Annotated in this window: 23 protein-coding genes; 20 read left to right on the top strand and 3 right to left on the bottom strand. The window is 26.5% G+C overall.

Annotation, left to right across the window (positions count from 1 at the left end; translation table 11 throughout):
• Positions 1-453: 453 nt before the first annotated feature.
• From HMPREF0216_RS01620 to HMPREF0216_RS01565, 19 genes are all read left to right on the top strand, one after another.
• On the top strand, positions 454-1,452 hold the full coding sequence (locus tag HMPREF0216_RS01620; RefSeq protein WP_005210383.1) for a YdcF family protein: 999 nt from the start codon (positions 454-456) through the stop codon (positions 1,450-1,452).
• A gap of 14 nt (positions 1,453-1,466) precedes the next feature.
• Positions 1,467-1,808: an LPXTG cell wall anchor domain-containing protein gene (locus HMPREF0216_RS18220; RefSeq protein ID WP_147576209.1), complete on the top strand. Its 342-nt coding sequence runs from the start codon at positions 1,467-1,469 to the stop codon at positions 1,806-1,808.
• A gap of 207 nt (positions 1,809-2,015) precedes the next feature.
• Positions 2,016-2,153 carry a hypothetical protein gene (locus HMPREF0216_RS16950; protein WP_157464279.1) on the top strand — a complete coding sequence of 46 codons (138 nt, stop codon included), beginning with the start codon at positions 2,016-2,018 and terminating at the stop codon, positions 2,151-2,153.
• A 141-nt stretch (positions 2,154-2,294) separates the two neighbouring features.
• Positions 2,295-2,561 (top strand): hypothetical protein, encoded by a 267-nt coding sequence (locus tag HMPREF0216_RS16160; protein WP_051040644.1) that lies wholly within the window; start codon positions 2,295-2,297, stop codon positions 2,559-2,561.
• Between the two features lie 2 nt (positions 2,562-2,563).
• The gene (locus tag HMPREF0216_RS16155; protein WP_005210378.1) at positions 2,564-3,007 is read left to right on the top strand and encodes a hypothetical protein; all 444 of its coding nucleotides are present in this window, start codon (positions 2,564-2,566) and stop codon (positions 3,005-3,007) included.
• A 2-nt stretch (positions 3,008-3,009) separates the two neighbouring features.
• Positions 3,010-3,513 (top strand): AAA family ATPase, encoded by a 504-nt coding sequence (locus tag HMPREF0216_RS16645; protein WP_083875346.1) that lies wholly within the window; start codon positions 3,010-3,012, stop codon positions 3,511-3,513.
• 289 nt (positions 3,514-3,802) lie between these two features.
• Positions 3,803-4,369, top strand: coding sequence for a DUF2800 domain-containing protein (locus tag HMPREF0216_RS01610; RefSeq protein ID WP_005210374.1), 567 nt, complete (start codon positions 3,803-3,805; stop codon positions 4,367-4,369).
• A gap of 109 nt (positions 4,370-4,478) precedes the next feature.
• Positions 4,479-4,730, top strand: a complete 252-nt coding sequence (locus HMPREF0216_RS01605) for a LexA family protein (RefSeq protein ID WP_051040641.1) — start codon at positions 4,479-4,481, stop codon at positions 4,728-4,730.
• Between the two features lie 173 nt (positions 4,731-4,903).
• A complete protein-coding gene (locus HMPREF0216_RS01600; RefSeq protein WP_040418507.1) occupies positions 4,904-5,845 on the top strand; it encodes a hypothetical protein in 942 nt (313 codons plus the stop codon).
• A 52-nt stretch (positions 5,846-5,897) separates the two neighbouring features.
• Positions 5,898-7,091 (top strand): DnaB-like helicase C-terminal domain-containing protein, encoded by a 1,194-nt coding sequence (locus tag HMPREF0216_RS01595; RefSeq protein WP_005210365.1) that lies wholly within the window; start codon positions 5,898-5,900, stop codon positions 7,089-7,091.
• Positions 7,092-7,129: 38 nt separating this feature from the next.
• On the top strand, positions 7,130-7,222 hold the full coding sequence (locus tag HMPREF0216_RS17555) for a DnaB-like helicase C-terminal domain-containing protein (protein ID WP_242824708.1): 93 nt from the start codon (positions 7,130-7,132) through the stop codon (positions 7,220-7,222).
• A gap of 177 nt (positions 7,223-7,399) precedes the next feature.
• Positions 7,400-8,284, top strand: coding sequence for a hypothetical protein (locus HMPREF0216_RS01590; RefSeq protein WP_040418505.1), 885 nt, complete (start codon positions 7,400-7,402; stop codon positions 8,282-8,284).
• 65 nt (positions 8,285-8,349) lie between these two features.
• Positions 8,350-9,057 (top strand): helix-turn-helix domain-containing protein, encoded by a 708-nt coding sequence (locus HMPREF0216_RS01585; RefSeq protein WP_005210363.1) that lies wholly within the window; start codon positions 8,350-8,352, stop codon positions 9,055-9,057.
• 219 nt (positions 9,058-9,276) lie between these two features.
• The gene (locus tag HMPREF0216_RS01580; RefSeq protein ID WP_005210362.1) at positions 9,277-9,603 is read left to right on the top strand and encodes a hypothetical protein; all 327 of its coding nucleotides are present in this window, start codon (positions 9,277-9,279) and stop codon (positions 9,601-9,603) included.
• 84 nt (positions 9,604-9,687) lie between these two features.
• On the top strand, positions 9,688-10,245 hold the full coding sequence (locus tag HMPREF0216_RS16145) for a hypothetical protein (protein ID WP_005210361.1): 558 nt from the start codon (positions 9,688-9,690) through the stop codon (positions 10,243-10,245).
• The gene (locus HMPREF0216_RS01575; protein ID WP_005210360.1) at positions 10,203-11,570 is read left to right on the top strand and encodes an McrB family protein; all 1,368 of its coding nucleotides are present in this window, start codon (positions 10,203-10,205) and stop codon (positions 11,568-11,570) included. The genes HMPREF0216_RS16145 and HMPREF0216_RS01575 overlap by 43 nt, the downstream gene beginning before the upstream one ends.
• Before the next feature lie 6 nt (positions 11,571-11,576).
• The gene (locus tag HMPREF0216_RS01570; RefSeq protein WP_005210359.1) at positions 11,577-14,327 is read left to right on the top strand and encodes a DUF2357 domain-containing protein; all 2,751 of its coding nucleotides are present in this window, start codon (positions 11,577-11,579) and stop codon (positions 14,325-14,327) included.
• Positions 14,328-14,400: 73 nt separating this feature from the next.
• On the top strand, positions 14,401-14,550 hold the full coding sequence (locus tag HMPREF0216_RS16945; protein ID WP_005210358.1) for a hypothetical protein: 150 nt from the start codon (positions 14,401-14,403) through the stop codon (positions 14,548-14,550).
• Between the two features lie 20 nt (positions 14,551-14,570).
• Positions 14,571-16,421, top strand: a complete 1,851-nt coding sequence (locus HMPREF0216_RS01565) for a DUF4145 domain-containing protein (RefSeq protein WP_341349462.1) — start codon at positions 14,571-14,573, stop codon at positions 16,419-16,421.
• A gap of 140 nt (positions 16,422-16,561) precedes the next feature.
• On the opposite strand, the gene HMPREF0216_RS16140 is transcribed toward HMPREF0216_RS01565, so the two are convergent.
• From HMPREF0216_RS16140 to HMPREF0216_RS01550, 3 genes are all read right to left on the bottom strand, one after another.
• Positions 16,562-18,550: an LPXTG cell wall anchor domain-containing protein gene (locus tag HMPREF0216_RS16140; protein WP_005210354.1), complete on the bottom strand. Its 1,989-nt coding sequence runs from the start codon at positions 18,548-18,550 to the stop codon at positions 16,562-16,564.
• A gap of 80 nt (positions 18,551-18,630) precedes the next feature.
• Positions 18,631-19,938, bottom strand: coding sequence for an ATP-binding protein (locus HMPREF0216_RS01555; protein WP_040418503.1), 1,308 nt, complete (start codon positions 19,936-19,938; stop codon positions 18,631-18,633).
• Complete coding sequence (locus HMPREF0216_RS01550; protein ID WP_005210344.1) at positions 19,929-20,642, bottom strand: LytR/AlgR family response regulator transcription factor; 714 nt, start codon at positions 20,640-20,642, stop codon at positions 19,929-19,931. The genes HMPREF0216_RS01555 and HMPREF0216_RS01550 overlap by 10 nt, the downstream gene beginning before the upstream one ends.
• A 336-nt stretch (positions 20,643-20,978) precedes the next feature.
• Here HMPREF0216_RS01550 and HMPREF0216_RS01545 point away from each other — a divergent pair, with 336 nt between their 5' ends.
• Positions 20,979-24,635 carry a LamG-like jellyroll fold domain-containing protein gene (locus HMPREF0216_RS01545; RefSeq protein ID WP_005210343.1) on the top strand — a complete coding sequence of 1,219 codons (3,657 nt, stop codon included), beginning with the start codon at positions 20,979-20,981 and terminating at the stop codon, positions 24,633-24,635.
• Positions 24,636-24,701: the final 66 nt, after the last annotated feature.

The following is a 24,701-nucleotide window of genomic DNA, read 5'->3' as shown; positions in this document are numbered from 1 at the left end:
TATAGTATATAATTAATAATATTTCCTTTTATAACTGTTAATGCGAGAAATGAAGGTTTTATTTAGGATTCTTCTACATTTAGATTTATAGTTACTATTTGTTGCATATTTTTTGAGGGAAAATTTCAGTTAATTTATGTATGCTTTTATTTGGAGCAAGCATTTAAGAAACTGGATTTTACATAGTAAATAATTAAAAAATAAGAATAAAAAATAGCAATAACAAAATATATATTATATAAAATAATGTAGAATAATGTAGAATAATGTAGAAAAATAAATGAAAATGTATACAGAAAAAGTTGGAAATTTGAAAAAAACTATGATATTATTTATAATGCGATGTAAAACCTTTACATAAAACGCTAAAAATGAGTATTAGAGAGAAAGGAATATATTAAAAGTCATTTATGATTAGTATAATATTATTCCGATTTTGAGGAGGAAAAATTAATGAATAAAAAATGTAAATTTATTTGTAGTATGGTTGTAGCGACAAGTATATCAGTTGGTTTTTCAATGCCAGTTTTTGCTTCAACTATTACAAATGAGCAAGTAATGACTGTAGAAAAAAGTGTAGAGGAGCTAAAAGCAGAGTTAATTTATTATTACAAAACTGGACAATCTACTGATATATTAAGAACATTTGATTCTATTAAGTCAGTTTCTGAAAAGGAGTATAACAGATTAAAACAAGTAATAGATTTCTGGGATTATACAGAAAATTCAATGGTAGAAAGTATAGGGGTAGCTCCAGATGGACTTCCAGATACAAACAAGCATGCTTTTGTTGTTTTAGGATATGCCCTAAATAGTGATGGAAGTATGCAAGACGAGTTAAAGGGTCGTTGCCAAGTTGCATATGAAAGTGCTATGAAATATCCTAATGCATATGTTGTATTAGCAGGTGGTGGTACTGCAGCAGATAATAAAGAGGTTACTGAAGCAGGACAAATGAGAGATTACATGGTAAATGAGTTAAACTTTGATGAAAGTAGACTTATTATAGAAGATAAGTCTATGACAACAGTTCAAAATGCTCAAAATACATTTAATATTTTATATAATCAATATGATATTTCAACAATCTCAATGATTAGTAGTCAATATCACTTAAAGAGAGCTTCATTATTATATTACACTCAATCATTAATTGCAGCTGAAGCTTTAGGAAAGACTCCAATTGAATTAGTTGGTAATGCAGGATGGTTAAGAGAAGATAAAACTTATGAACCGCTTGACTTAAAAGCTTTAACATTATCTCAATTATTAGGGGTACAACTTCCAGAGACTTTAGAAGCATCAAAATTACAATCATTAGAAGTAGAAGGTAAAACTACTTATAAAAAGGGTGAAGAGTTAGAATTAAGCGTAACTGCTAAATATGATATAGATGATTATACTAGAGATATTACAGAAATCGCTACTATAGAAGGATATGATGCTATGTAGTAGGAGAGCAAACTATAACTGTAACATATACAGAAAATGATGTTACTAAGACTGCAGAATTTAAGGTAACTGTAAATGATATCACTACTGATGATGATACTTCTGATAAGGATAACTCAGATGATAATAACAACTCAGATAAGGATGATTCAACTTCAAATGGAGGAACTTCAAATGGAGGAACTTCAAATGGGGGAACTTCAAATGGAAGTAACTCAAATACAGGATCTTCAAACAAGGGTAATTCAAATATTACAAAATTACCAAACACAGGAGATGGTGCTGGAGTAATTGCTTCATTAATTACAGGTGTTTCATTAATGCTTGGAGGAGTACGTTTCAATAAGAAGAAGTAATTCTTATAATGCTGAATATTAAATGAATTTAAAGTGGTAAGCGTAAGCTTACCACTTTTTTTCACAAGTATATTGAAATGTATTTAATAAATCTATTATAAAATTAAATAAATAACTTTATTTAAAATATATATTGGTAAATTTTATAAAATAATTTTATATTTATCTATAATGTTAATAAGATTAAATAAGGTATATGAGTTAGCAATGATAACTAGTTATTTTGATATTGACAGAGATGAGATAGGATATTTCATAGGTAAAATAGTAGGAAGAGTCATATCTAATATCTTAGTAGGAACAGCAATTAATGCAGCTGGTGATTGGTTAGCTAATATGACGTAAATTTTATTAAAAAACGACAGAAAATGACAAAGTAATATACTAAAGTGATATAAAATATATATAAGTTTCCTATACGGAAACTTTTTAATATAATTTTAAGTATTATTGTTATATGGTAGAGAATTTACTGGAGTGATGAATATGGAAAAAGTAATTTTAAAATCTTTTTATGTAAGTAATTTTAAATCTTTTAAGGATGAGATAAGTTTTACAACGGAAATTGATTATAGTAAAAAAGAGTATTTAGAAAGAAATACATTTGAGGAAAAGGAAGAAGTTTATAATAAAGTTTCTTACATATATGGGGCAAATGGTTCTGGAAAGACTAATTTTTGTAGAGCTATAGGTTGGTTAAAGAGTATTATAGCTTTATCACCTATAATAGCATTTAATGTGAAAAGTCTTTGAAAATGAATTTATTTAAAAGTCATCTTAAAGGAAAGGATAATTATTTTAAATTTGAAGCTGGGTATGAAAGTATCCCTATTTATTTTTGTATAGAGTTATTAATAGATGATATTTTATATACCTATAGTTTTAAAACTTTAAATAATATAATTATTGAAGAAAAGCTATATAAAAAGGTTAAAAGAAGAGAATTAATATTAAATAGAACATCTGAAAGATATGAGGATATAGAATTAAAGGGTGAACTTTTGAGCTTTAAACCTAACATTCATATTGTAAGGGAAAAGGCCTTATGTTTATCTATGGCTAATATTTTAAATAATAAATTGGCCAACAAAATAATTGAAGCTATAAATAAAATAATAGTGATAAATATGTCTAAATTTAAATCCTTAAATATATTAAGTGAAAGTGAATATACTGAAGAAAGCTTAATAAGTATTTAGAAATTATAAAAGTAGCAGATCCAACTATAAAGAAGCTAAATGTTATATTTAATGAAAATGAAGCTAGTATATCTGTTGAAGCTATTCATAATATTTATAAGAATAATGAAGTTGTAGGGGAAATTAAAGTACCATTTTTTGAAGAGCAATCTCATGGAACAATTAATATTTTTGAATTGTTACCTTTGGTATTTAAGGTTTTAGATGAAGGTGGAATTTTGGTTGTTGATGAAATAGAAAATGTTATTCATCCTAATTTACTTAAAGCTATAATAGACAAGTTTTATAATAAAGAAAGTAATCCATTAAATGCCCAGCTTATTTGCACTACACATAATACAAATTTAATTGAAAAAGATATTAGAAGAGATGAAATTTGGCTTGTAGATAGGGATAGTTATGGACAAAGCTATTTAAATAGATTAAGTGATAAGAAGGTAAGACAAACTGAAAGCTATTCACAAAAATATTTAAGTGGTATATTTGGAGGAGTTCCTGAGATTTAGGACAAAAAAATTTTCAATACAAATGTTCCTTAATTAGATATTTTGAAGATTAAAGTTAAAAAATAAAATAAAAAAAGGAACAAATGTTAGTCTTAATTGTAAAAAATGAAGATGAAAGTAAAAAATATAAAATAATAAACATAAAATTATTGAAAAAAGTTTAATTTATGGTAAAATTAGGTTATAGAATAAATATAGCCTTTTTTTTATTTAGAAAAATTAAAATGATAAATTTAAAGTTGGTTTATTTATGAAAAAATTATAAAGAAAGGGGTTAAGGAGAGTTTTAATGGAGAAGTATAGAATAGTAAATAAAATTAATTGTTTCAATAATTTTAAGGAAGATAACAAGCTAATTGCCAACTATGCTAAGGCAAGGTTAGGAAAGAAGTTAAAGCTTCAAGATTATGAAGATTATAGTGAAAAATTAATAAAAATAACTGAGGATAAAAGGTTTAATAAATTTGCAAATACTTTGGGAAATATAGCATATGAAATTTTAGATGGTATTGTAAGTAAAAGTTTTTGTAATGATAAAGGAAGTAATATTTTTATTGGTGTAAAGGTTAACATAAATATTAATGAGATTTCCATATCTAAAATAGTTGATGTAGTTATAGTAGGTAAAGAAAAAATAGAAGTTATAAAAATATCATCATTTGATTATGATAGGCTAAGTCCAAAGGAAGATATGGAGCTAAGACTTATGGCATTTGGAGCAGCTAAGATTTTTTCAAAGATTACTAAGTCAAATACTATTTCTCTTATATGTATACAACCTAATTTACGGGAAAGTACAGTTTATGATATGAAAGTGAACAAGCTTATTAGAGAATGTGAAGAAGCTTTTATGTAAGTTTTGAAGGCTCATAATATAAAGAGAAAAAGAAAAATGTAATAAAATAACAGAAAACTATTGAAATGTGAACTGGTGTTCAGGTATAATGTATTTAGGAGGTGATAGTGTGTTAAGTAAGAATCAAGAAATAATATTACGGGAAATTATTAATTATATGAATAGGGAAGGGATACCCCCAACTATTAGAGAAATAAGTAAGCTTTCAGGAATGAAGTCAACATCTTCTGTTCATGATAATTTGGTTAAGATTGAGAGATTAGGATATATATCTAGAAAAAAAGACTGCAGTAGAGGTATTAGAGTTTTAAGAGAATTTGATTTAAAACAAAGTATTTTAATAAAAAAAGAGCAACAGTAGCGGCAACTACCATTGCTTAAGATTCATTAAGTACATATTAATGTATTAATGTTTGTCTTCAACTAACATTTTACCTTAATATGTATATTTTTTCAAATATTTTTATTAGAATAACAACCAATAATTTGAAAAAATTAAGGGTATTATATGGTATTAAGGGAAGTGTTAGATATATGTATAGTTTGATTATAGATAGTATTTTAAGTGATATTAATATTTCTAATGATGAAAAGCTTATGTTAATTGCTTTAAATAGTTTAAATGATGAAAACAATTGTGTGAAAGCTCCTTATGAGTTGTTATTAAAATATTTAAGTTCTAAAAATAAAGTAAAGATGGCAAAAATATTAAAAGCTTTAGAGGGTAAGGGATATATTGAAATCATTAGAAAAAGTGGAACTGTTAATAAATATAAGTTAATTAAGGATTATTTATTAAAGGATAATATAGAGGAAAAATTAGATAGTAGTAAAGAGATTAGTGTTATTGGGAATTTCATCAATGAAAATGATGTTGCTACTGAAATTGCAGTTAGTAAAGTGGAGAGCAATTATAAAAATACTAATAGTAGGAATCATAGTACTGTTGAAAATACTAGTAGTGAAAGTAAAAGTAGTGATGAATTTACTCATAGTAAAATAGATAGTACTGCTGAAAATACTCATAGTAAAAATGCTAGTACTACTGAAATTACTGCTAGTATTTCTAATAATAATGACAATGAAATAGAAAGATTTAAAGATAATAATATAAATAATAATAATTATAATAATATAAATAATAAATTATATATTAATATTTTAAATCATTGGAATAGTAAAAAACTCGGAGTAGTTAGAGTTTTGAATGTAAAAGTTATAGATTGTATATCTAGGGCTTTAACTAAGTATAGCGAAGAAGAAATTATAGCTGCTATTAATAATTATAGCGAGGTTTTTAAAAGCAAGCATTATTATAACTTAAGATGGACTTTGGAAAACTTTTTGGTTAAAGAAAATGGTATAAGTAGATTTTGTTGTGAGGGTGATATTTGGCTTAGTTATTTAGATTTAAATTATAAAGATCAAGAAGAAGATGACCATTGTCTTGACATAGAACAATACATTGATGGTTGATTATAACTATTATTTAGGGGTTAGTAGTTAGGAATTTAGGGAGGATTGTTTTATGTTGGAGAGTAATCAAGTTGTTTTGGAGCAGGAGATATTAGGTGCTATACTTAAGAATTCTGAGTTGATAATTACTGCTAGGGAGAAAATTAAGCCTTATATGTTTAGATATAAGCCTCATGTTAGGATTTATGTTGGAATATTAGAAATGGTTTCTAATAAGCTAGAGATTGATTTAGTTAATTTTTTGGAGTATCACAAGGAAAATATAAGAGAAATGGATAGTATAACTTATGTTTCTGAAATTTACTCTTGTAATTCTAGTGAAATTGGTTTTAATACAAAGCTTGATTTGTTTATTATGGCATATAAAAAGAGCTTGTATATTGATATGGTAGGTAAGATTACAGATAGTATGTCTATTGAGGAGATTGAAGCTGAAGTTGAAATGCTTCAAATTAATATTCATAAGTGCCAAATTAAGAAGGAAATTAATATAGACAAGCAGTATGAAGAATATATGAGATGGCTTTATGATGCTGATAGAAATAAAGGAATAAGTAGTGGATTAATTTATTTAGATAGTTATCTTGGTAATTTTCAAAGAGGAAGACTTGTAACGATTTTTGCAAGAAGTGGTGTTGGTAAAACTACTTTTTCTCTTCAAATTGCAGCAAATATGGCTTTTAAAGGAGCTAAAGTTCTTTATGGTAGTGCAGAAATGAGTACAAAGCAGGTTTATAGTAAGATGGCAGCAAGTAATTTATCCTTGTCTAGTAAGGAAATTGATGAAGATAAAATTACAAAAGAAGCTAAGGATGGTATTTGTGATTTTATGGGCAGGCTTTTTAATAGAGGTTTTTATATTTCAACAGAAACAGATATTGATAAGTTTATTAATGAAATTAAAGTTTATAAGCTTCAAAATTCTTTAGATATTGTTTTTATTGATTATATAAATAAGTATGTGGATTTTTCGGACAAGGATATTATGACAAATAAGCTTGGCAAAATTAGTTCAAAGTTAAAAACATTAGCTATGGAAGAAGATATTTGTTTTGTTTTATTAGCGCAAGCAAATAGAAGTGTTGATAAAAGAACTTCAGATATGGCAATTGAAAAAATAGATGCATCAGATATTCAAGATAGCGCAAGAATTGAGCAAGACAGTGATCAGGTTATTGCTCTTTATAGAAATATTAAACTAGATGATAAGAGTATAGAGAAAGTTTATTTAAAAAAGGAAAGATAAAATACAACTCTAAAAATGCAGAAAATAACCCAGAATGTATGAATGTTGTGGTTTTAAAAAATAGACATGGTGAAAGAGGAACTTGTGCAGTAAAATGGCAGGGACGATATTCAAGAGTTGTGGATTTTTAACGAAATACCCGCGGGGTCAATCCAATATTTGGATTGACCCCGCGGGTAGTTTTTTAGAGAAAACAGTTTAAAATCATATAAATTTATAAATGTGTAATTTTTATAATGAAAAATACTTTACAAATATGTAAATCTGAATTATATTATATTCATAAGTTAATTTTGGGGGGGGTTGGTATGGAAAATATAAAGGATATATATATGAATGCAATAAATGATGGAGATGAATTTTTAAATGAGCTTGGTTTTAATAGCTTTTTAGAAATGAATAGTATTTTATTAAACAATAATGGATTTTATGTTAGTAATAATGAGGAAGATATAAATAAAGCTTTAGCAGAGAAGGAATCAATTTGGAATAGTAAGAAATCAAATAAGATAACATTTATGCCTGCTAGTTTAAGTATTAATGATGGTTTAAAGTTAAATGAAAAGCTTAATATATATGAAATTAAGGATAGTAAAAGTGAAAATTGGAAAAGTCTTAATATAGTTTTAAATGAAGAAAACATAGAAGTGAAAGCTTTAAGCAGTAGTATTAATGTAAATGAAATAGTTAAGAATTATAATAAGTTGAAGGTAAAAGAAGGCTATACTTTACAAATTTATAAAGTGAAGATTGAAGAGATAGAAAAGGGAATGATATTTGCTTTTAAAGATAAAGATATTTTACCTAACATAACTTCTGATAATTTAGTAACTAATGATTTTGAGATAGTTAGTTTAAGATTTAATGAAGCAGAAAGAAGTTATTTAGATGCAATAGAGAGTGATAATAGCCCAGAAGCTTATTTGCAGTTGGTATTATTAAATAACAAGTTAAATGAAATTTGCAACATTGATGATAAATATGAGCTAATAAGTAAAAGAACTCTAATTAAGGAAGATAACTTAATAGTTGAAGCACCTAATTTCTATTATGATGATAATGGTAATGCAACAATTGAATATTTTAAAAGATATGATACTTATAATGTTGGATATAAGAGAGTAGTTAATACCTTTGATAACGAAAGTTCAAGATTTAAGATAGTTGATCAATTTGTTGCTTTATATATGTAGAAAATAAATAGAAAATGAAATTATATAGATTAAATAATTAAATAAGTGAAGAGGAGAAGGTTTATATGTGGTATACAGAATTAAAAAAAATAAGAGTTGCTATAGGTATGCAGGCTAAGGAGTTAGCAGAAAAGGTTGGAAAAAGTGCAACATATATTTCAAGAATTGAAAGTGGGGCGATAATTAATACTTCATTTGAATTAGTATCAAGTATTGCTAGAGTTATTGCTGAAAGTGATGAGATAAAATCAGGAAGAGTAGATTTAAGTGAATACAATTCGGATTTTTCAAAGCTTGTATTAAGTTATAGATATGAGACTATGAAGGATGTTTATGATTATGTTAATGAAAATAAAGAAGTTGAGCAGTATTCAAATATAGTTAGGTATTTAAATAAAGGCGATATGGATTTATTTGAAACAGTTGCAAGATACAGAGTAGCAGAGGGAGAATTTAATGATGCTAAGAAAAAACTTGAGCAAGTTATATTAATGAATTCTGGAAAGAAAAACTTAAATGAAGCAGCTAAGATGTATGAAAAAGAAGGATATAGATTAGTTTTTCCAATGAAGAGGAAAATAGAAGTAGAAGATATTATTAAAGGAAATTATAGTGATTTTCTTGATATATTAACTGATGAAATTAATCATTTAACAGAGCATATGAGAGGTTTTGGAATAGGAGATTTACTAGAAATGAAATATCCTTCTGAAGTGGCAACTAATGAAGAAGAAGGGGAAATTATATTACAAGAGCCTATTATGGAGGAGTAAATTTAATTTATTGTATGGAGGTGTAAGTCTTCAAAGATTAATTGAAGGCTTACTAAAACTGTTAATAAAAATTAGGAGGGTATATTAATGAAGATTGAGGAAAGAAAAAGATACTTTGTTGGGATAGCTATTAAAAATTTTATATGAGAGGAATATTGCTACGCAGAGATATTAAGTACTACAGATAGACAAAGAGGAAGAAACACAATTTTAGATATAATGCACACAAAGGGAATATTACCAGAGGAAGCTGAAATTTTAGAAAAGATGTGCTTTAAAGAATATAGAAATGGTTTAGAAAATTACGTGGGATGGCATAATATTATATTAAATAATAAGGGAAGAGGTCAATGGATAAAGAAATCTCAAGAGGAAATTGATGATATATTTGACTATAGAGATTTTGCACCTGATGATTCAAATTATGAATGGGATGAGTATGATTACAATAAAAGAGATAATAAGCAGGATGATTATGATGATGATGGTTCTTGGGAGGAAACTTTAAGAATTAATCAAATATTAATTCAGCAGGGAGATTATTAGAGGAAGGAAACATACAAGATAAATAATGAAATTATGGTATAATACTCCATAAGATTATATTACACAAGATAAGGGGAAAAGGTTATGAATATAAAAGAGTTTAAAGAATTAGAGAGTACAGAAGAACAGCTGAAAGAGTTAATGAAATACTGGGGAATAGATGAGCCGTATTTAATTGGAACAGTTTATAATAAAAATCAAAGTTACATGGGAATAGTAGATATTCAGGCAATAGGAAATCAGGAAATATTAAAAAATCCTTTTAATGAAGTAGAACAATTAAAAGTAAAATGTATGATTGAAAGTGAAACTTTTAATATAGACTATAGAGATAAAGTAGTTTTTAAATTCAGAATAAATAAAAATAGTAATTATAATCCTATAATAACAGATAGTAAAAATATATCTAAGCTAATTAATACAGAAAATATAGATATGATTTCTAAGACTGACATTATAGAACAGTTTAAAAATAGGAAAATAGTTGGGAATATAAATTATATAGTACAAGATGTATATATAGAAGAAAAATTAAATAAAAAAATAGAAGAAGTTGAAAATGAATTAGCTAAAAGAAAAGAGGAATTTGAAAAAGACTTTTGGATAAAAGGGAAACTGGGAATAAGGAACTTAAAAGATTAGAAGCTAAAAAGAAGAAGGAATTTAAAAAAATAGATGAAATTGAATTACTTTTGAAAACTATAAATAAAGAGTTAAGTGAAAAAGAAGAGCTTAAAAAAACTTTTGAGAAATACGGATTTAGTTTTGAAAATAATAACAAAGAAAGTGCTGTACGAGGAAAGACTAAGATATCTAAAGATAAGTATATCGAGTATATTCAAAGCTATTTAGCTTCTAGGGAAGAAAAGCCTTTATATTATAGTAAAGAAATTTTGGAACAGTTTTATGCTGGATTATGTACAAATCAATTAGTAGTTTTAAGTGGACAACCTGGCACAGGAAAAACTAGCTTAGTGGAAGGTTTTTGCAATGCTATTGCTGCAAAGCTAAAAATTATTTCTGTTCAACCTAATTGGACAGATAATCAGGATTTATTAGGATTTTTCAATCCAATAGAAGGAACTTATATTTCTACTCCATTTTTAGATGCAATAATTGAAGCTGAGAATAATCCAGAGCAGTTACATATTATATGCTTAGATGAAATGAATTTAGCTCATGTTGAATATTATTTCTCTGAATTTTTAAGTAAGCTTCAATCAGAGGATAATATAATTACATTATATAGTAAAAACTTGTATGAAGAAGCGAGAGAAGAAATTTTTTCTAAGATAGAGCTATTTACTAATAAAAGAGAAGAAAATGCCTTAAATGTGGAAGAAGGTATAAGTTTATTAAAAAATATAGATATTAATGAGTATTATAAATTAAAAAAACAATGGAAATCCATTAATACATATAAAAATGAATTTAAAATTCCAAGTAATATTAGATTTGTAGGAACTATTAATAAAGATGAAACAACGAAAAGTCTTAGTCCTAAGGTTGTGGATAGAAGCTATATTATGGAGATTAATCCTTATAGCATAAAATTAGTTGAAGATTTAAAAAATAAAATTGAAAATGACAGAATAGAATGTAAAGAAAATTTATATCTAAAAGCTAATTGTTTTAAAAGAAATACTAAAATATTATCTAAGGAATTAAGAGAAGAGTTAAATGCTTTGGAATTGCTTTTAAGAAAATTTGATATTACATTAACTAATAGAATAAGACAACAGGTAAATGAGTTATATGGTTCTGAAATTATTAGTGAAAATAATATATTTGATGCTATTGTAACTGCTAAGATTTTACCTAAAATAAGCGTGGAGATAGATTTTGAAAATGAAAGCTTAATAAAGGATTTTGAAAAGAGTTTATCTAATACTATTATTGCTAAAAGTATATTTTCAAAGATGATAAGCTATTGGAAGCAATGTGGGATATTAACTTTCTGGAGGTAGGATATTATGAAATTAATTTCTCATATGATAAGTATTTCTTACTCTAAGGAAGAAGATATTAGTATGCTTCCAAAAGGTATAAAAATAGATCCAAGATATAAGGTTTTAAAAATAGCTAATATCACTAAGCTACCAAAAGAAGAATATGAAGATAGAACTATTTTAGGAGAAGAAAGAAGTGAAGGGTGGATAATTAAAACTCACTATGTGGGTAAAGGAATTAATTCACCAAAAAAAAGATATAGAATTGCATTTGAGCCAGTATTAGAAAATAATGAGAATATTAATGATTTTTATTTAAGGATTAAAGTGACAAATAAAGATCAAGAAGTTGATTATTTAAGATATTGCCCTAAAAATAATTTGTTTTTTGATACAGATTATTTTTATAAAGATAATGGTAATATAGTTAGAACATTAGGATTAGCAAATGATACATCAGGTAGATTTTTTATTGAAATAATAAGAAAAGATAATAGTGTAATAGAAAAGACTATTCCAATATTAGTATTGCCTTCATCTTTGTCTTATGAAGATTATTTAAAAATGATTCGTGAACTAAGAGAAATTAAGGAAGATATTATTCTTAATGATAAAAGTAAGGTTGGGATTGGTGAACTTTGGGTAACTAAGAAGGAAAATATTGAAAAGATTATAGGTGAGTTAGAAAAAAGCATAAATATAATAAATAAGAATCCAATATCTTCATTAACGCAAGAGTATATTAAGAAAAGTTATAATCAGATAAATAAGATGACTAGTAAAACTTTAATAGAAAAAAGTATGTATCCATATAAAAATTCATTTACAGCTGTTAATTACTCTGAAAACTTAGATGTATATGAAAATAGAGTAATTAAATATGTTTTATGTACTTTAAAAGAAAAGGTAAGAAGCTATAAAGAATTTTATGATGATTATATTATAGAAGAAAAAAATAATATTAAAAAAGTGAAAGATAACTTTAAACAAATAACTAATATTTCAGTTGAAGCTAAAAGAAAAGAAATTAAGGATAAGAAAGCATTAGAATATGAGCTAATAAAAAGGGTTAGCAAGTTACCTAATAGACTTAATGTAAAATCAAATTGTAGATTAGGAATATTTAAAAATGCTGAGATTGATGATATGTCTATAAAGATTATGTTTGATTACTCTAAAAAGAAGTTTAGACTACAGTTTACTTCTATAGGTAAAAATATAGCAGCTGGATATAGTTATTTTAATGAAAAAGAAATGAAGATTAGTAAGCACGGTTTAAAGGTGTTTTTATATACTAATAATATTGATGAAATGTTATCATTTATAAATATTATTGAAGAAAAGCCCATTAATAATCTACCAACATTTATAGATATGAATATTAATGATTATAAAAGAGAGAAAAAACAAAGCAAAAATGGGGAATTTTATTGTAATTGTATTATATATGCTGACGGTGTTAAATCTATTAGAAGAAATTATTCTATGGAAGAAAAGATAGAGTTTTTGAAAAAGTATATGAGAGATGATAATGAAGATGAAATATTAGGAATGCTTGACTCTATAGTAGGTAAAGAGGAAGAAATAGATAATATTCAAGAGAGAGTCTCTTATGGAGAAGTATGGAACTCCTTAGAAAAAAGAATAGATAAAATGCTAAGTGTAAGTATGTTTAAAAATATTAATGATAAACAAATTTACAATGTTAAATTAACACAGGTATTTATTAATAATCCATCATATAGAAGAATATATAAGCTTATAAAAGAGCTTAACAATAATATTTTATTATTAAATATGAAAAGTCCAAGGGCTATATTAATTAAGTCAACTAGTGATATATATGAAATATGGTGTTTATTTAAAATAGTACAGATATTAATAGGTAAGCAAAAATTTACTTTATTGAATCATAAGGAAGTAGCATATTCATTAAATAATTTTATGGAACTAAAGGAGCCATTTAGTGAAAAGCAATTAGAATTTGTTTTTGAGAAAAAATTACTAAATGGATATATGCTAACACTTAATCTTATTTATGAAGGAAGGGTTTATTATGATGGAAAGAAGTTTAAAACTCCAGATTATCAATTTATATATACTCTTAAAGATAAATTAGGAGAAACTATTATTGAAAAAAGAGCATATTTAGATGCTAAATATAGAAATTATGATTCTCAAGGGGAAGTCATATATCATAAGGATATAAAAGATGTGGCTATAGAAAAGTATATAAAGACTTTTGAAGATACTATAAATGAACCAATTTGTTCTATGATAGTTCATAGTCATAATTATAAAAGGTATGTAGATTGGGGAGGAGATAATATAAAAAGAGAAGCTATAGCAGATAGCTTAAAGCCTCATAGTTATGGAGCCTTTTATCTAGTTCCTTCAGATATTAGTAATTTAAATAAATTCTTAAGGTTATTAAGTGAATATCATTTAAGTTCTAATCAATTTAGATCTTATTCTATTTGTTGGGAATGTGGAGAAGTCGAAGAAATTAATATAGAAACAAGGCTTACTTATGGTAAAAAGGAAAAATATTATTATACTTGTAAAAGATGTAGCGAGTTTTGGGTGAAAAATCATTGTGAAGCTAATAGCGGACATAAATTAATTAAGCATAGGGATAATTATCATTTACCAATATATAATGAAAATAATACTAATGATATATCAAGAGAAGGAAATGACAATATAAATCCATGGCATTTAATATGTCCTGTATGTGGTGATGGACGAAGTAAAAGATTTGCACATATCTATTAATGGACTATAAATAGTGATGATACAAATGCTTCAAAAGAAATAAAAGTTAAGTTAATGGTAAGAGGATAAACAAGTGAAAGTAAAAGAGAGAGTATTGGAAAAGGAAGAATATTTATTTGAGTTATGTAATGCAATAATAAAAATAACAGCATATGATAATACATATAGTAGGGAATTAGTTAAGGTTGCAGAGTATTATTTAAAGTTTATGAGTATTTTCTAAATGACAATTATGAAGATGCTATTACAAATGGACGAAGGGCTTGTGAAGCAATATGTGCACATTTATATAAAAGCAATGGATTAAGTAAAGGGAAAGAAACGTTAAATGGTTCTTTAAATATTCTTTTTAAAGAAGGAATAATAGATAAAAGAATATTGGATAGGTTTAATAGCACAAGATTATGGGGAAATACGGGTACTCATTATCAGGAAAATGAGCTTGATGAAGTTACCTATGATGATGCAGAATGGGCATTTGAAGGATTAAAATATATAGTTAAATGGTATTATGATAAATTTAATATAAATTTAGAGGATATTGAATGGAAGCAAGCATGTACTATTAATACAATAGAAAGTTATGAAAATTATATTACAAGAAAAGGTGATAATAAATATAAAAATGAAGCCTTAAAAAGAATAGAAGAATTAAATTTTATTAATCAAAAGGAAAATGAAGAAGAAATTAATTGGAATAGGGCATGCTTAGAAAATAATAATAAATTGGATAATGAGGAATGGAGAAAGGCACTTAATGAGGATAGTATTGAATCATATACTAGATATGTAAGTTTAGATATTATTAATAAAAGACATTATGATGAAGCAGTAAGCAAAATAAAAGTATTAGAAGAAAATAGAATTAAGGAAAAAGAAGAATATGAACTTTATTCTAAGGAAGAATTATATAGACAAGCTAGGCTATTGTATTTAAAAGCAAAAAATGATGATGACTATAATAGAGCATATAAAAATGCATGGCTTTCTGCCAATAAGGGTTATCCAGCAGCTCAATTACTTTTAGGAAAAATGTATTATTTTGAAAAAGGAGTGACTCAAGATTATCAAAAGGCCTTTTTTTGGTTTAATGAAGCAGGTAAAAGTGGAAATAAGGAAGCAATGATTAATTGCGGACATATGTATTATAATGGATTAGGAATAGAAAGAAGTTATAAAAAGGCTTTTGAGATTTATAAGGAGTTAGCTAAATTAGGAGAGATAACTGCTATTAAGTTAGTGGCTAAAATGTATTTAAAAGGGCAAGGTGTATTACAGGATAATTATAAAGCTGCTAAATATTTTGAGGAAGCAGCAATGAAAAATGATACTGATTCAATGGTTATATTAGCTGATTTTTATAAAAATGGTAATGGAATAAAGCAAAACCTAAGGTCAGCATTTAATTGGTATGCAGAAGCTGCTAGACAAGATAATATAGAAGGAATATTCAATATGGCTATTATGCTATACTATGGAGAGGGTTGTGAAAAGGACTATAAAAAATCCTTTGAATTAATAAAATCTAATATTAATAGGTGTAAAAATGAAGTACAAAAAAGAGAAGTAGAGATTATATTAGCACATATATATTATGAAGGAATAGCAGTAGAGCAAGATTATGAAAAAGCTTTTGTTATTTATAATAAATTAGCTGAAGCAGGGGTTGTTGAAGCAATAAGTAGATTAGCGGATATGTATTATGAAGGACAGTATTTAGAACAGGATTATAAAAAGGCTTTTACTTTGTATAAAATATCTGTTGATAAAGGATATGAATATGATATTCATAAATTAGCTAATATGTACTTACATGGATTAGGAACTATAGAAAATCATAAGTATGCATATGTTTGGTATAAGAAACTTGCATATAAGGGTAATACATTAGGAATGAGAATGTTAGGATATGCTTATTTAAATGGAGATACTGTTGATGTTAATAATGATGAAGCTTTTTATTGGTATAGTAATGCTGTTAAGCATGGAGATTACGAAGCTTGTATACCATTAGCCTTTATGTATGAGAATGGTTTAGGAACTGAAAAAAATAAAAAGATGGCAGATGAATTGTTAAAAAGGGCATCAAAATAAGCAAAGCTATATCAGATTGTATTTTAAATTCAATCTGACATAGCTTTTTTTATTATAATTTTTACTTTTATACAGCTAGTTTATATAAATATTAGCATTTGATTTATTCTAATACATAACAAAAAGAAAAATAAAAGTTATTAGACTTTATTAACTTTTTTTCGTAAAATCATATAAAATCCACTTATTGAAATAAGACTACCAAATATAATGATAAATATACTTGAAATAGGACTTCCTGTATAAGGAAGAGTAGTTTTATTTAAAGTAGAGCTATTTGATGATACTTGAGAACTAGTATTATTATTTGTTGGAGTAATAGTAATTGTACTATTATTACCAGATAAATTAGATCCAATATTTGATGAATCATTAGGCTTGTTACTAGTGTTATTATTGTTGTTATTATCGCTACCGTTATTGTTTAAGCTATCTCTAGTTATAGTTATATCATAGTTAGATAAAAATTCAGAGTCAGTTTCACGGTCATAGCTAAGTAAATTATTAGCTCTATCCCAAACAGACAAAAATTCTAGCGTATAAATGCCTTCATAAAGGTGGTCTTTATCTATAGATACATAACCTTCAAACATATTTGAGCTATCATTATAATATAATTCCGAATAAATAGGAGAAGTACCATTAGGAGAATTCCAAACTAAAAACATCCATGTATCCATATTAGAAAATCCAGATAGATCATCTATTACGTCGGCTGAAATATTAATTTTAATACCATCTGAAGTATCAACTTCATTTAAGTTAATTATATTTTTTTCCATAGTAATACTATTGATTACTGGAGGTGTTAAATCTTCATTAGGATTGTTGCATATTATGTTTAAAGGGCTAAAATCGTAAGAATCATCATTTTCAAATTCATCATCACTAGTTATATTTGAAATTGATAAATAAGATGTAGCAAAAATGTCAGAAGAATCATATTTATATTCAATAATCATTGACTCTACGCTATAAGTTCCGGATTTTAAATACTCAAATGGAGTATATCCTTGACCGTAAACGTATGGTATTGGTGAAATAGTATAATTATCACCATCTTTAATTACAGAATTATCATATAAAACAATACTATCATTATCTGATTGATACCAGATTGTAAGGCCTGTTATCTCTCTATTTGATTTAATTGTTACAGTAGCTGTAAATTCATTACCATTAGAAACTATATGAGGTACACTAAAGTTTTCAAAGGAGTATTTGAATGGCTCATAATTAATAATTTCTAATTGAAAGTTAGGTGCAAGGTCTTTATATTCAGTCCGATTAGATGAACTTGTTGTTATATCTTTATATTTTGGGTTTATATAAGCTAAAGTAGTATAAGTTGTATCAAGTATAATTTCTATTTTTGAAATTTCATAAGTTCCAGAAACAGAAGTAGTTTCAGGAACAAATGTAGATATATTATTTCCATAAGAAGTATAATATACTGTTTTACTAGTGTCATTAATATTTACAAGCGTAATTTGTGTTGATATATATTGATTAAATTCTTCAGCTACATTTAAAGTTATTGAAGGAAGAATGGTATAGTTACTAAAATCAAAGGAAGTTCCATTAGTTTCTATACTATATACTTCTATATCATCTATAGAAGAGGGAATTTGAACTTCTTCAACTTTTTCTTCTAAGGTAGTTTCTTTGGAATTTTCATTTTCAGATACTTCTTCAGAGGTTCCATTAGTTAATATAGGATTCTCTTCAGCTTCTATTTCATTAGTATTATCAGTAGAAGTATCTTTTGGAAATTCTTCAATTTCTGATACATCTTCTATAATAACTTCATCAAGATTATCTTCATTATTAATAGTTTCGTTTGATGTAGTTGATTCATTTATATCTGTAGTAATTTCAGCTTCATCCGAAGTAGTTTCATCTATAACTGGAGTTATTTCGTCTATTAACTCTTCTTCTGTTTCTTCTAAGATGGTAGCTTCATTTAAGCTTTCATCAAGGAAAGTTTCTTCTTTCATAGCTTCTTGTGCTTCTATAGAATTTTCTGCATCAGGATTATCTTGTGCAAATGTTATTCCTTGATTACCAATAAAGGAAAGCAAAAAAGCTAATGAAACTGTAAGTGAAATGAATTTTTTTAATTTTTGCATTGTAAACACCTCCTAAAATAAAATTTTTATAAAGGTTAGAGATGTAATTTTTAAAGTGTAAAATGTAATTATTTAAAGTTTCATTCTATTTTTAATAATAGTGTTATAGAAAAAATATTATTTTCATGCTTCATACTTAAGTTTCCATCATATCTATTTGTTATATCATTTAATATTTTTAACCCATAGCCATGATTTTTACTATCTTTATTAGTTGTTAAAATAGTATTTTTTTTATTAAAGACAATATCTAAGTCACACCAATTTAAAAACTTTATAACTATATAGCCAGCTTCTTTAGAAGAAATTATGCTTATAAAGTTATTTTCTTTATATTTATTTTTTATACAACAATTTATGGCGTTATCATATAAGTTACTAAATATACTACATAAATCTAATTCGTTAATTACTAATTTATCAATATCTCTTAAAGAAATTTTCGTTGGGATTTTATACTTTTTTGCTTCAGTAGTTTTTAAACTAATAATAGTATTAACAATTGAATTTTCACAGTAATAAATATTATCTAAAGATTCAAGCCTATGACTTATGTTATCAACGATATTTTGTGCATCAATATTATTATTTGAATTATTAAGAAGAAAATAAGCGGTTTGAAGCTGATTTCTAATATCATGTTTAAGCTTGGATATATATTCTTTATTTTGATTAGCTAACTTATAGTAGGAGAATTCCATTCCTTGTTTCATTTTTTCAAATTCTCTCTCTTTTTCCTTTTTTGTAAGCTTAGAATATTCTTTTATACTAAGGTAGAGTAGTGTGTCAACTGCAATTAAGATAACTACACAAGCAATTCCATACTGTAGTAATTTTTCAGTTAAATTATCATAGTTATATAGATACATACCTAAAAGTAAAGTGAATTGTGAAGTTGGAACTAAAATTAGTATTAATATAAAAATCTTTTTTATGGAGTTTACAATTTTATTCCAAAACAAAGAAAATCCCATAGTTAAAGTAAAGTAAACTATGTATCCAAAGAGAATAGCTATAATTCTAGGGACAGAAAGCTCAAGTGAATTTGTATAATCAAAATTTGTAAAAATTCCATATATATAGTGAGCAAAAAAATCTGTTACAAGGATGAAACCGATAGTAACAGATAGTATAATTATTATTTCCTTTGATGAGTTTTTTGAAATTTTTCTTAGGCATATATATAAAACAATTGCCATGGCTATAGGTTTTACAATAAGAAATTCTTTTAGTGGGTAAGTTACTATAGAAGTAGAAATTATACTAGCCATTAATATGCAAAATGTCTTAAAGATATTTATCCTAAGGTTTAATACATTTATTAAGAATATAAAAGTAAGACAAGACTCTATTAATAAACTAATTATAGCTAAGGATTTTAATGACATAGCTTTTCTCCTAAATAATTTATAAATGATTCTTTGGTTTTATTGTATCTTGACTGACTTATAGGAATACTTTCACCATCATATAAAGAAAAAGATCCAGTATTTAAATACTTAACTTTATTCATATTTACTATATAGCTTTGATGGCAGCGGACAAAATGTGAAGGAAGAATTTTTTCAATTTCTTTTAATTTGAAATACAGCTTAATTTCATCAGTAGATTCATGGATTATAATTTGTCTTTTAAAGCTTTCAATATATTTTAGATTTTTTAAATTGATATTAGTTATAGCGCCTTTTGAAGAAATGGATATGATATCTGGCTTATCTTCATTTATGGCATTTATAGTTTTATTTAATGCGTCTACCAATTTATCTTCTTTTATAGGCTTTACTATAAAATATGTTGGATCAGCTTCAAAAATATTTTCAGCATAGTTAATAAAACCAGTAATAAATATAATTTTTATAAGTGGAAAATGTGATTTTACTTTTTTAGCAAGGTCAATTCCATTGGAGTTTCCTAAATCAATATCTATAACAAGAATGTCTAAATTAATTTTTTTATTATCCTCTATATAAAACTCTAAAGCTGATGCTGTATTAAATTTTAATAGTCTACATTGCTTCTCTAAGTTTTTTTCAATTAAAGAACATATATTATTTAATGCAATATCATTATCATCACAAACAGCTATAATCATAAGATTCCCCCATTAATTTATTTTGTATATATAAATAATATTATGTTTACTTTTAAGATATGTATATTTTTTATAAATACCGCCCGCGGGGTGAATCCAATATTTGGATTCACCCCGCGGGCGGTAGCTGTTAGAACATGAAGAATAATACTTATTTGCTTGAAGTAACAAGATAGTGGATAAAAATTTGAAAGAAAATGAAAAACGAAAAAAAAGTAAACATAATTTTTAGATGGTATAATTTTACATAGGGATATTAAAACATATTAATTATAAAGTTTTAAGATAGTTAATGTATAAAGTATTGTAATTTATTATAAATGGAGGGAGAAATTTATGAAAATAAAAAAAATACTTGCAATGGCTACGGTGTTAGCTATTACTACTTCGTATTTTCCAAGTATGTATGCAGGAGCTATAGAAAATGATGCTATACCAATGGATAGTTTAAAAGGATACTGGACATTTGAAAATGTTGAAGGGGATAATATTATTGATGATAGTAATAATGGAAAAGATGCAACTTTGAAGGGAAATGCCAGTATTGTTGATGGTGGAAAGAATAATAAGGGGCTTAAGTTAACAGGGGAAAAGGGAACATTTTTAAGTATTCCTTCGATTTTTAATTTAGCTCAAGAAAACGTTTCCTTATCCTTTTGGGTAAATATATCACCAGAAAGTGAGAATAATAGGAGTGGACATACCATTTTACTACAACAAGAAGGCGATGGTAAATCAATACTTTATTATGCTGCAAGTAGTAGTGGAGATAAATTAGGGTCTTTTGTTAGTGGTTCTGATAGCTTTAGTAATGAAAAGTTAACTCAAGATAAGTGGATAAATGTAGCTATGGTTAGTGATTATTCTAAGAAGGAAATTAAGTTTTATATAAATGGAAAGCTCGATAGTACACATTTATTATCGTCATTATCAAATTCTAATGATCCTTTAAGATTAGGGGACCATAAAAATAATAACGGTTTAGCTTTAAATGGTATAGTTGATGAGGTTATGATATTTGGGGATTGTTTGACAGATGAACAGATACTTAATATTTATTATGAAAATGCTGATATAAGTATATTAAAGGATGAATTATTAAGTGCTATTAATGTGGCATATGAAACTTATAATTTAGCTGTTGATTTTTTAAGTGGAGATTTAATTGATAAATTTTTAAGTGAAATAAATAAATCAGAAGAGTTAGTATCAAGTGATATAGAAGATGCTAAAGAGTTTGTAAATCAAATAAATTATTTAAATAATTTAAATGAACAAGTAAATGAAGCTTTAAATAATAAGATTGGAGATGATATTTTAGTTAAGGCTGATATAAATGATGTGTTTAGGGAAATAGGTAGATTTTTATTTGGGGCTAATCATAGGTATCATAAGGATGGCTATGGCAGTTATGATACAGAAAACTTAAAGGTTAAAGAGGAATTTGATGAGTTATATAAGGAATCTAATTTTGGTGCTATAAGATATCCAGGTGGAAAGGTTGCAAATCTTTTTGAATGGAAGAAGTCAATTGGAGATATAGATGAAAGAAAATATACTATTCATGGTGATCCAGAGCAAGAACCAGAGTTTCCTTACTTTGGGGTAGATGAAGTTGCTAAATATGCAGAAGAAAATAATAGTGAGCTTGCCTATGTTTATAATATGGGTAATGGTAATAAGCTTGATGCAGCAGATTTGGTTGAATATTTAAATTGCGAAGTAGGAGAAAATCCAAATGGAGGAATAGATTGGGCTGAAGTTAGAGCTGAAAATGGAAGAGTTGAACCTTATAATGTTACTCATTTTGAACTGGGAAATGAATTTCAATTATTAAGTGAGCAAGCTTATTGGACAACAGCATCTAATGATCCAATGGGAGCTTATATAGATGGTGGTGAATTCCAATTTAATAACCAATTTGTTGTTGAATATGAGGATTGGAGAAATTCTACTGCTGGTAGAAGTAATGGGAAAGCTAATCAAGAAAAAATAATTAGATATTATCCAATAGTTGAACATACACTAGTATTAACTGTTGGTGGACAAACTTGGCAACAAGTTGAGTCTTTAGAAGGTCAAGGTGCAAGTAATGTATTTGTTTATGATAATGAAAGCGGAAGAATAAATTTTGGTGATGGTATAAATGGAAATATTCCAGCAGAAGGAAAAGAAATAAAGGTTTCTTATAAGGCTCATAGAGATGGATATGTTGATTATTATGAAGAAATGAAAAAGGTTGATCCAGATATAAAGATATATTCATGCTATGATAGTGAGAACTTTATAACTAGAATGGGAACGGAAAAAAGTTATGATGGAATAGTTACACATCCTTATTCAGGAACAATAAGTAGTTCTGATGCAAATTATTATGAAAAAATATTATATAGAGCAGAAGAAAAGGTAAATGTGGCTCAAAATTATGAAAATAAAATAAAAGAAGTACTAGGGGAAGAAAAAGCAAAAGATGTTAGTGTAGTTGTATCTGAATATGGGATATTTAATGATAGCAGTAGGTTTGTAAAGTCTCAAATAAATGCTTTATATACAGCAAAATCTATAATTGGATTTGCAGATATTGAATCAATTCCATATGCAACTAAGCATTGTTTAGTAGATTTTCCAGGAGGAGACTTATTAGGGCCTGGTGGTCAAGCTATAATTCAAAGTATATACAATGAAAATGGGGAAATAGAGTTTGTTGCAACTCCTAGTGCAAAGGTATTTACTTTATTTAATAATATGACAGGAAATTATGTTTTAAATGAAAAAGTTATTAATAATAAAACAGTATATGGTAATTTAGAAGCCTTAGATACTATGATAACTAAGGATGATGAAGGAAACTTATATTTAATGCTAGTAAATACTGCAAAAGAAGAAGTTAGCGTTAATATAAATGTAGATGGGTTTGATTTTAGAGGAAAAACTGGAGAAGGAATGTTAGTAGATGGTCCAAGCTTTGATGCTGAAAATACCATTGATAACAAAGATAATGTAGTTGTGGAAGAGTTTGTTGTTGAAACTATTAAAACTAGTAATTTCCAATATACATTAACTCCACATTCAGTTACTGCAATAAAAATTAATGCAAAGGCTTCAGAAGTAGAGTTTACTTCTCATCTTGAAATTGCTGTTGAATTAGCTAATGAAGTCACTGAAGAAGAACTTTCAAAGGTTGTTCCTGCAGTAGCTAATGAGTTTATAGAAGCTCTTGAAGAAGCTAAGGCTATATTAGAAAATAAGAGTTCAACTCAAGCAGAAATAGATGAGGCTTTTGAAAGATTATCAGGTGTAATGCAAATGTTAGAGTTTATTAAAGGAGATAAAACTCAATTAATTAACTTATTAGATAGAATTAATGGATTAAATTCTGATGAATATATTCAATCTACTTGGACTAATTTACAAACAGTTGTTGAAAAAGCAAATGCTATTGTAGCAGATGAAAATGCTCTTGAAGCAGAAGTGGCTGAATCTTATAAAGAAGGTTTAAGAGGATTCTTAGAATTAAGATTAAAACCAAGTAAAGATAAATTGGAAGGGTTAATTAATAAAGTTGAAACTTTAGATGCAAACCAATATACAGCTTCATCTTGGTCTAACTTACAAGAAACTCTAGGTAAAGCGAGGGCTGTATTTGAAAATGAAGAAGCTACTAGTACTGATATAGCAAAAGTAGAAAAGGAATTACAAGGAGCTATTGATAATTTAGTTGCTAGTGAATCTACAGAAAATGGTGGAAACACTAATGCTGGTAATGGAAATAATAATGAAAGTGCTAATACAGGAAGTGATAATGTAGCCTCTGGAACTACAACAAATAGTGAAAGTAACAATGTAGCAGCTAGTACTTCAGGAAATAGTACAAATAAAACAAGTAGTAAAGGACAACTTCCTAATACAGGAGATTTAGGAGGAGTTGCAGCTTTATTCATGGGAGTAACATCTTTAGCTGCTGGATGTTTAGGATTAAAGAAAAGAAGATAATTAAATATTTTTAGAATTGAGAAGTGTAAAAAAGTGATAAGCATTAGCTTGTCACTTTTTTTTATA

It is taken from the genome of Clostridium celatum DSM 1785, assembly GCF_000320405.1.
In the GTDB taxonomy this organism is placed as follows: Bacteria; Bacillota; Clostridia; order Clostridiales; family Clostridiaceae; genus Clostridium; species Clostridium celatum.
The sequence above is the reverse complement of the archived record's forward strand: the minus strand, read 5'-3'. Positions and strand labels throughout refer to the sequence as shown.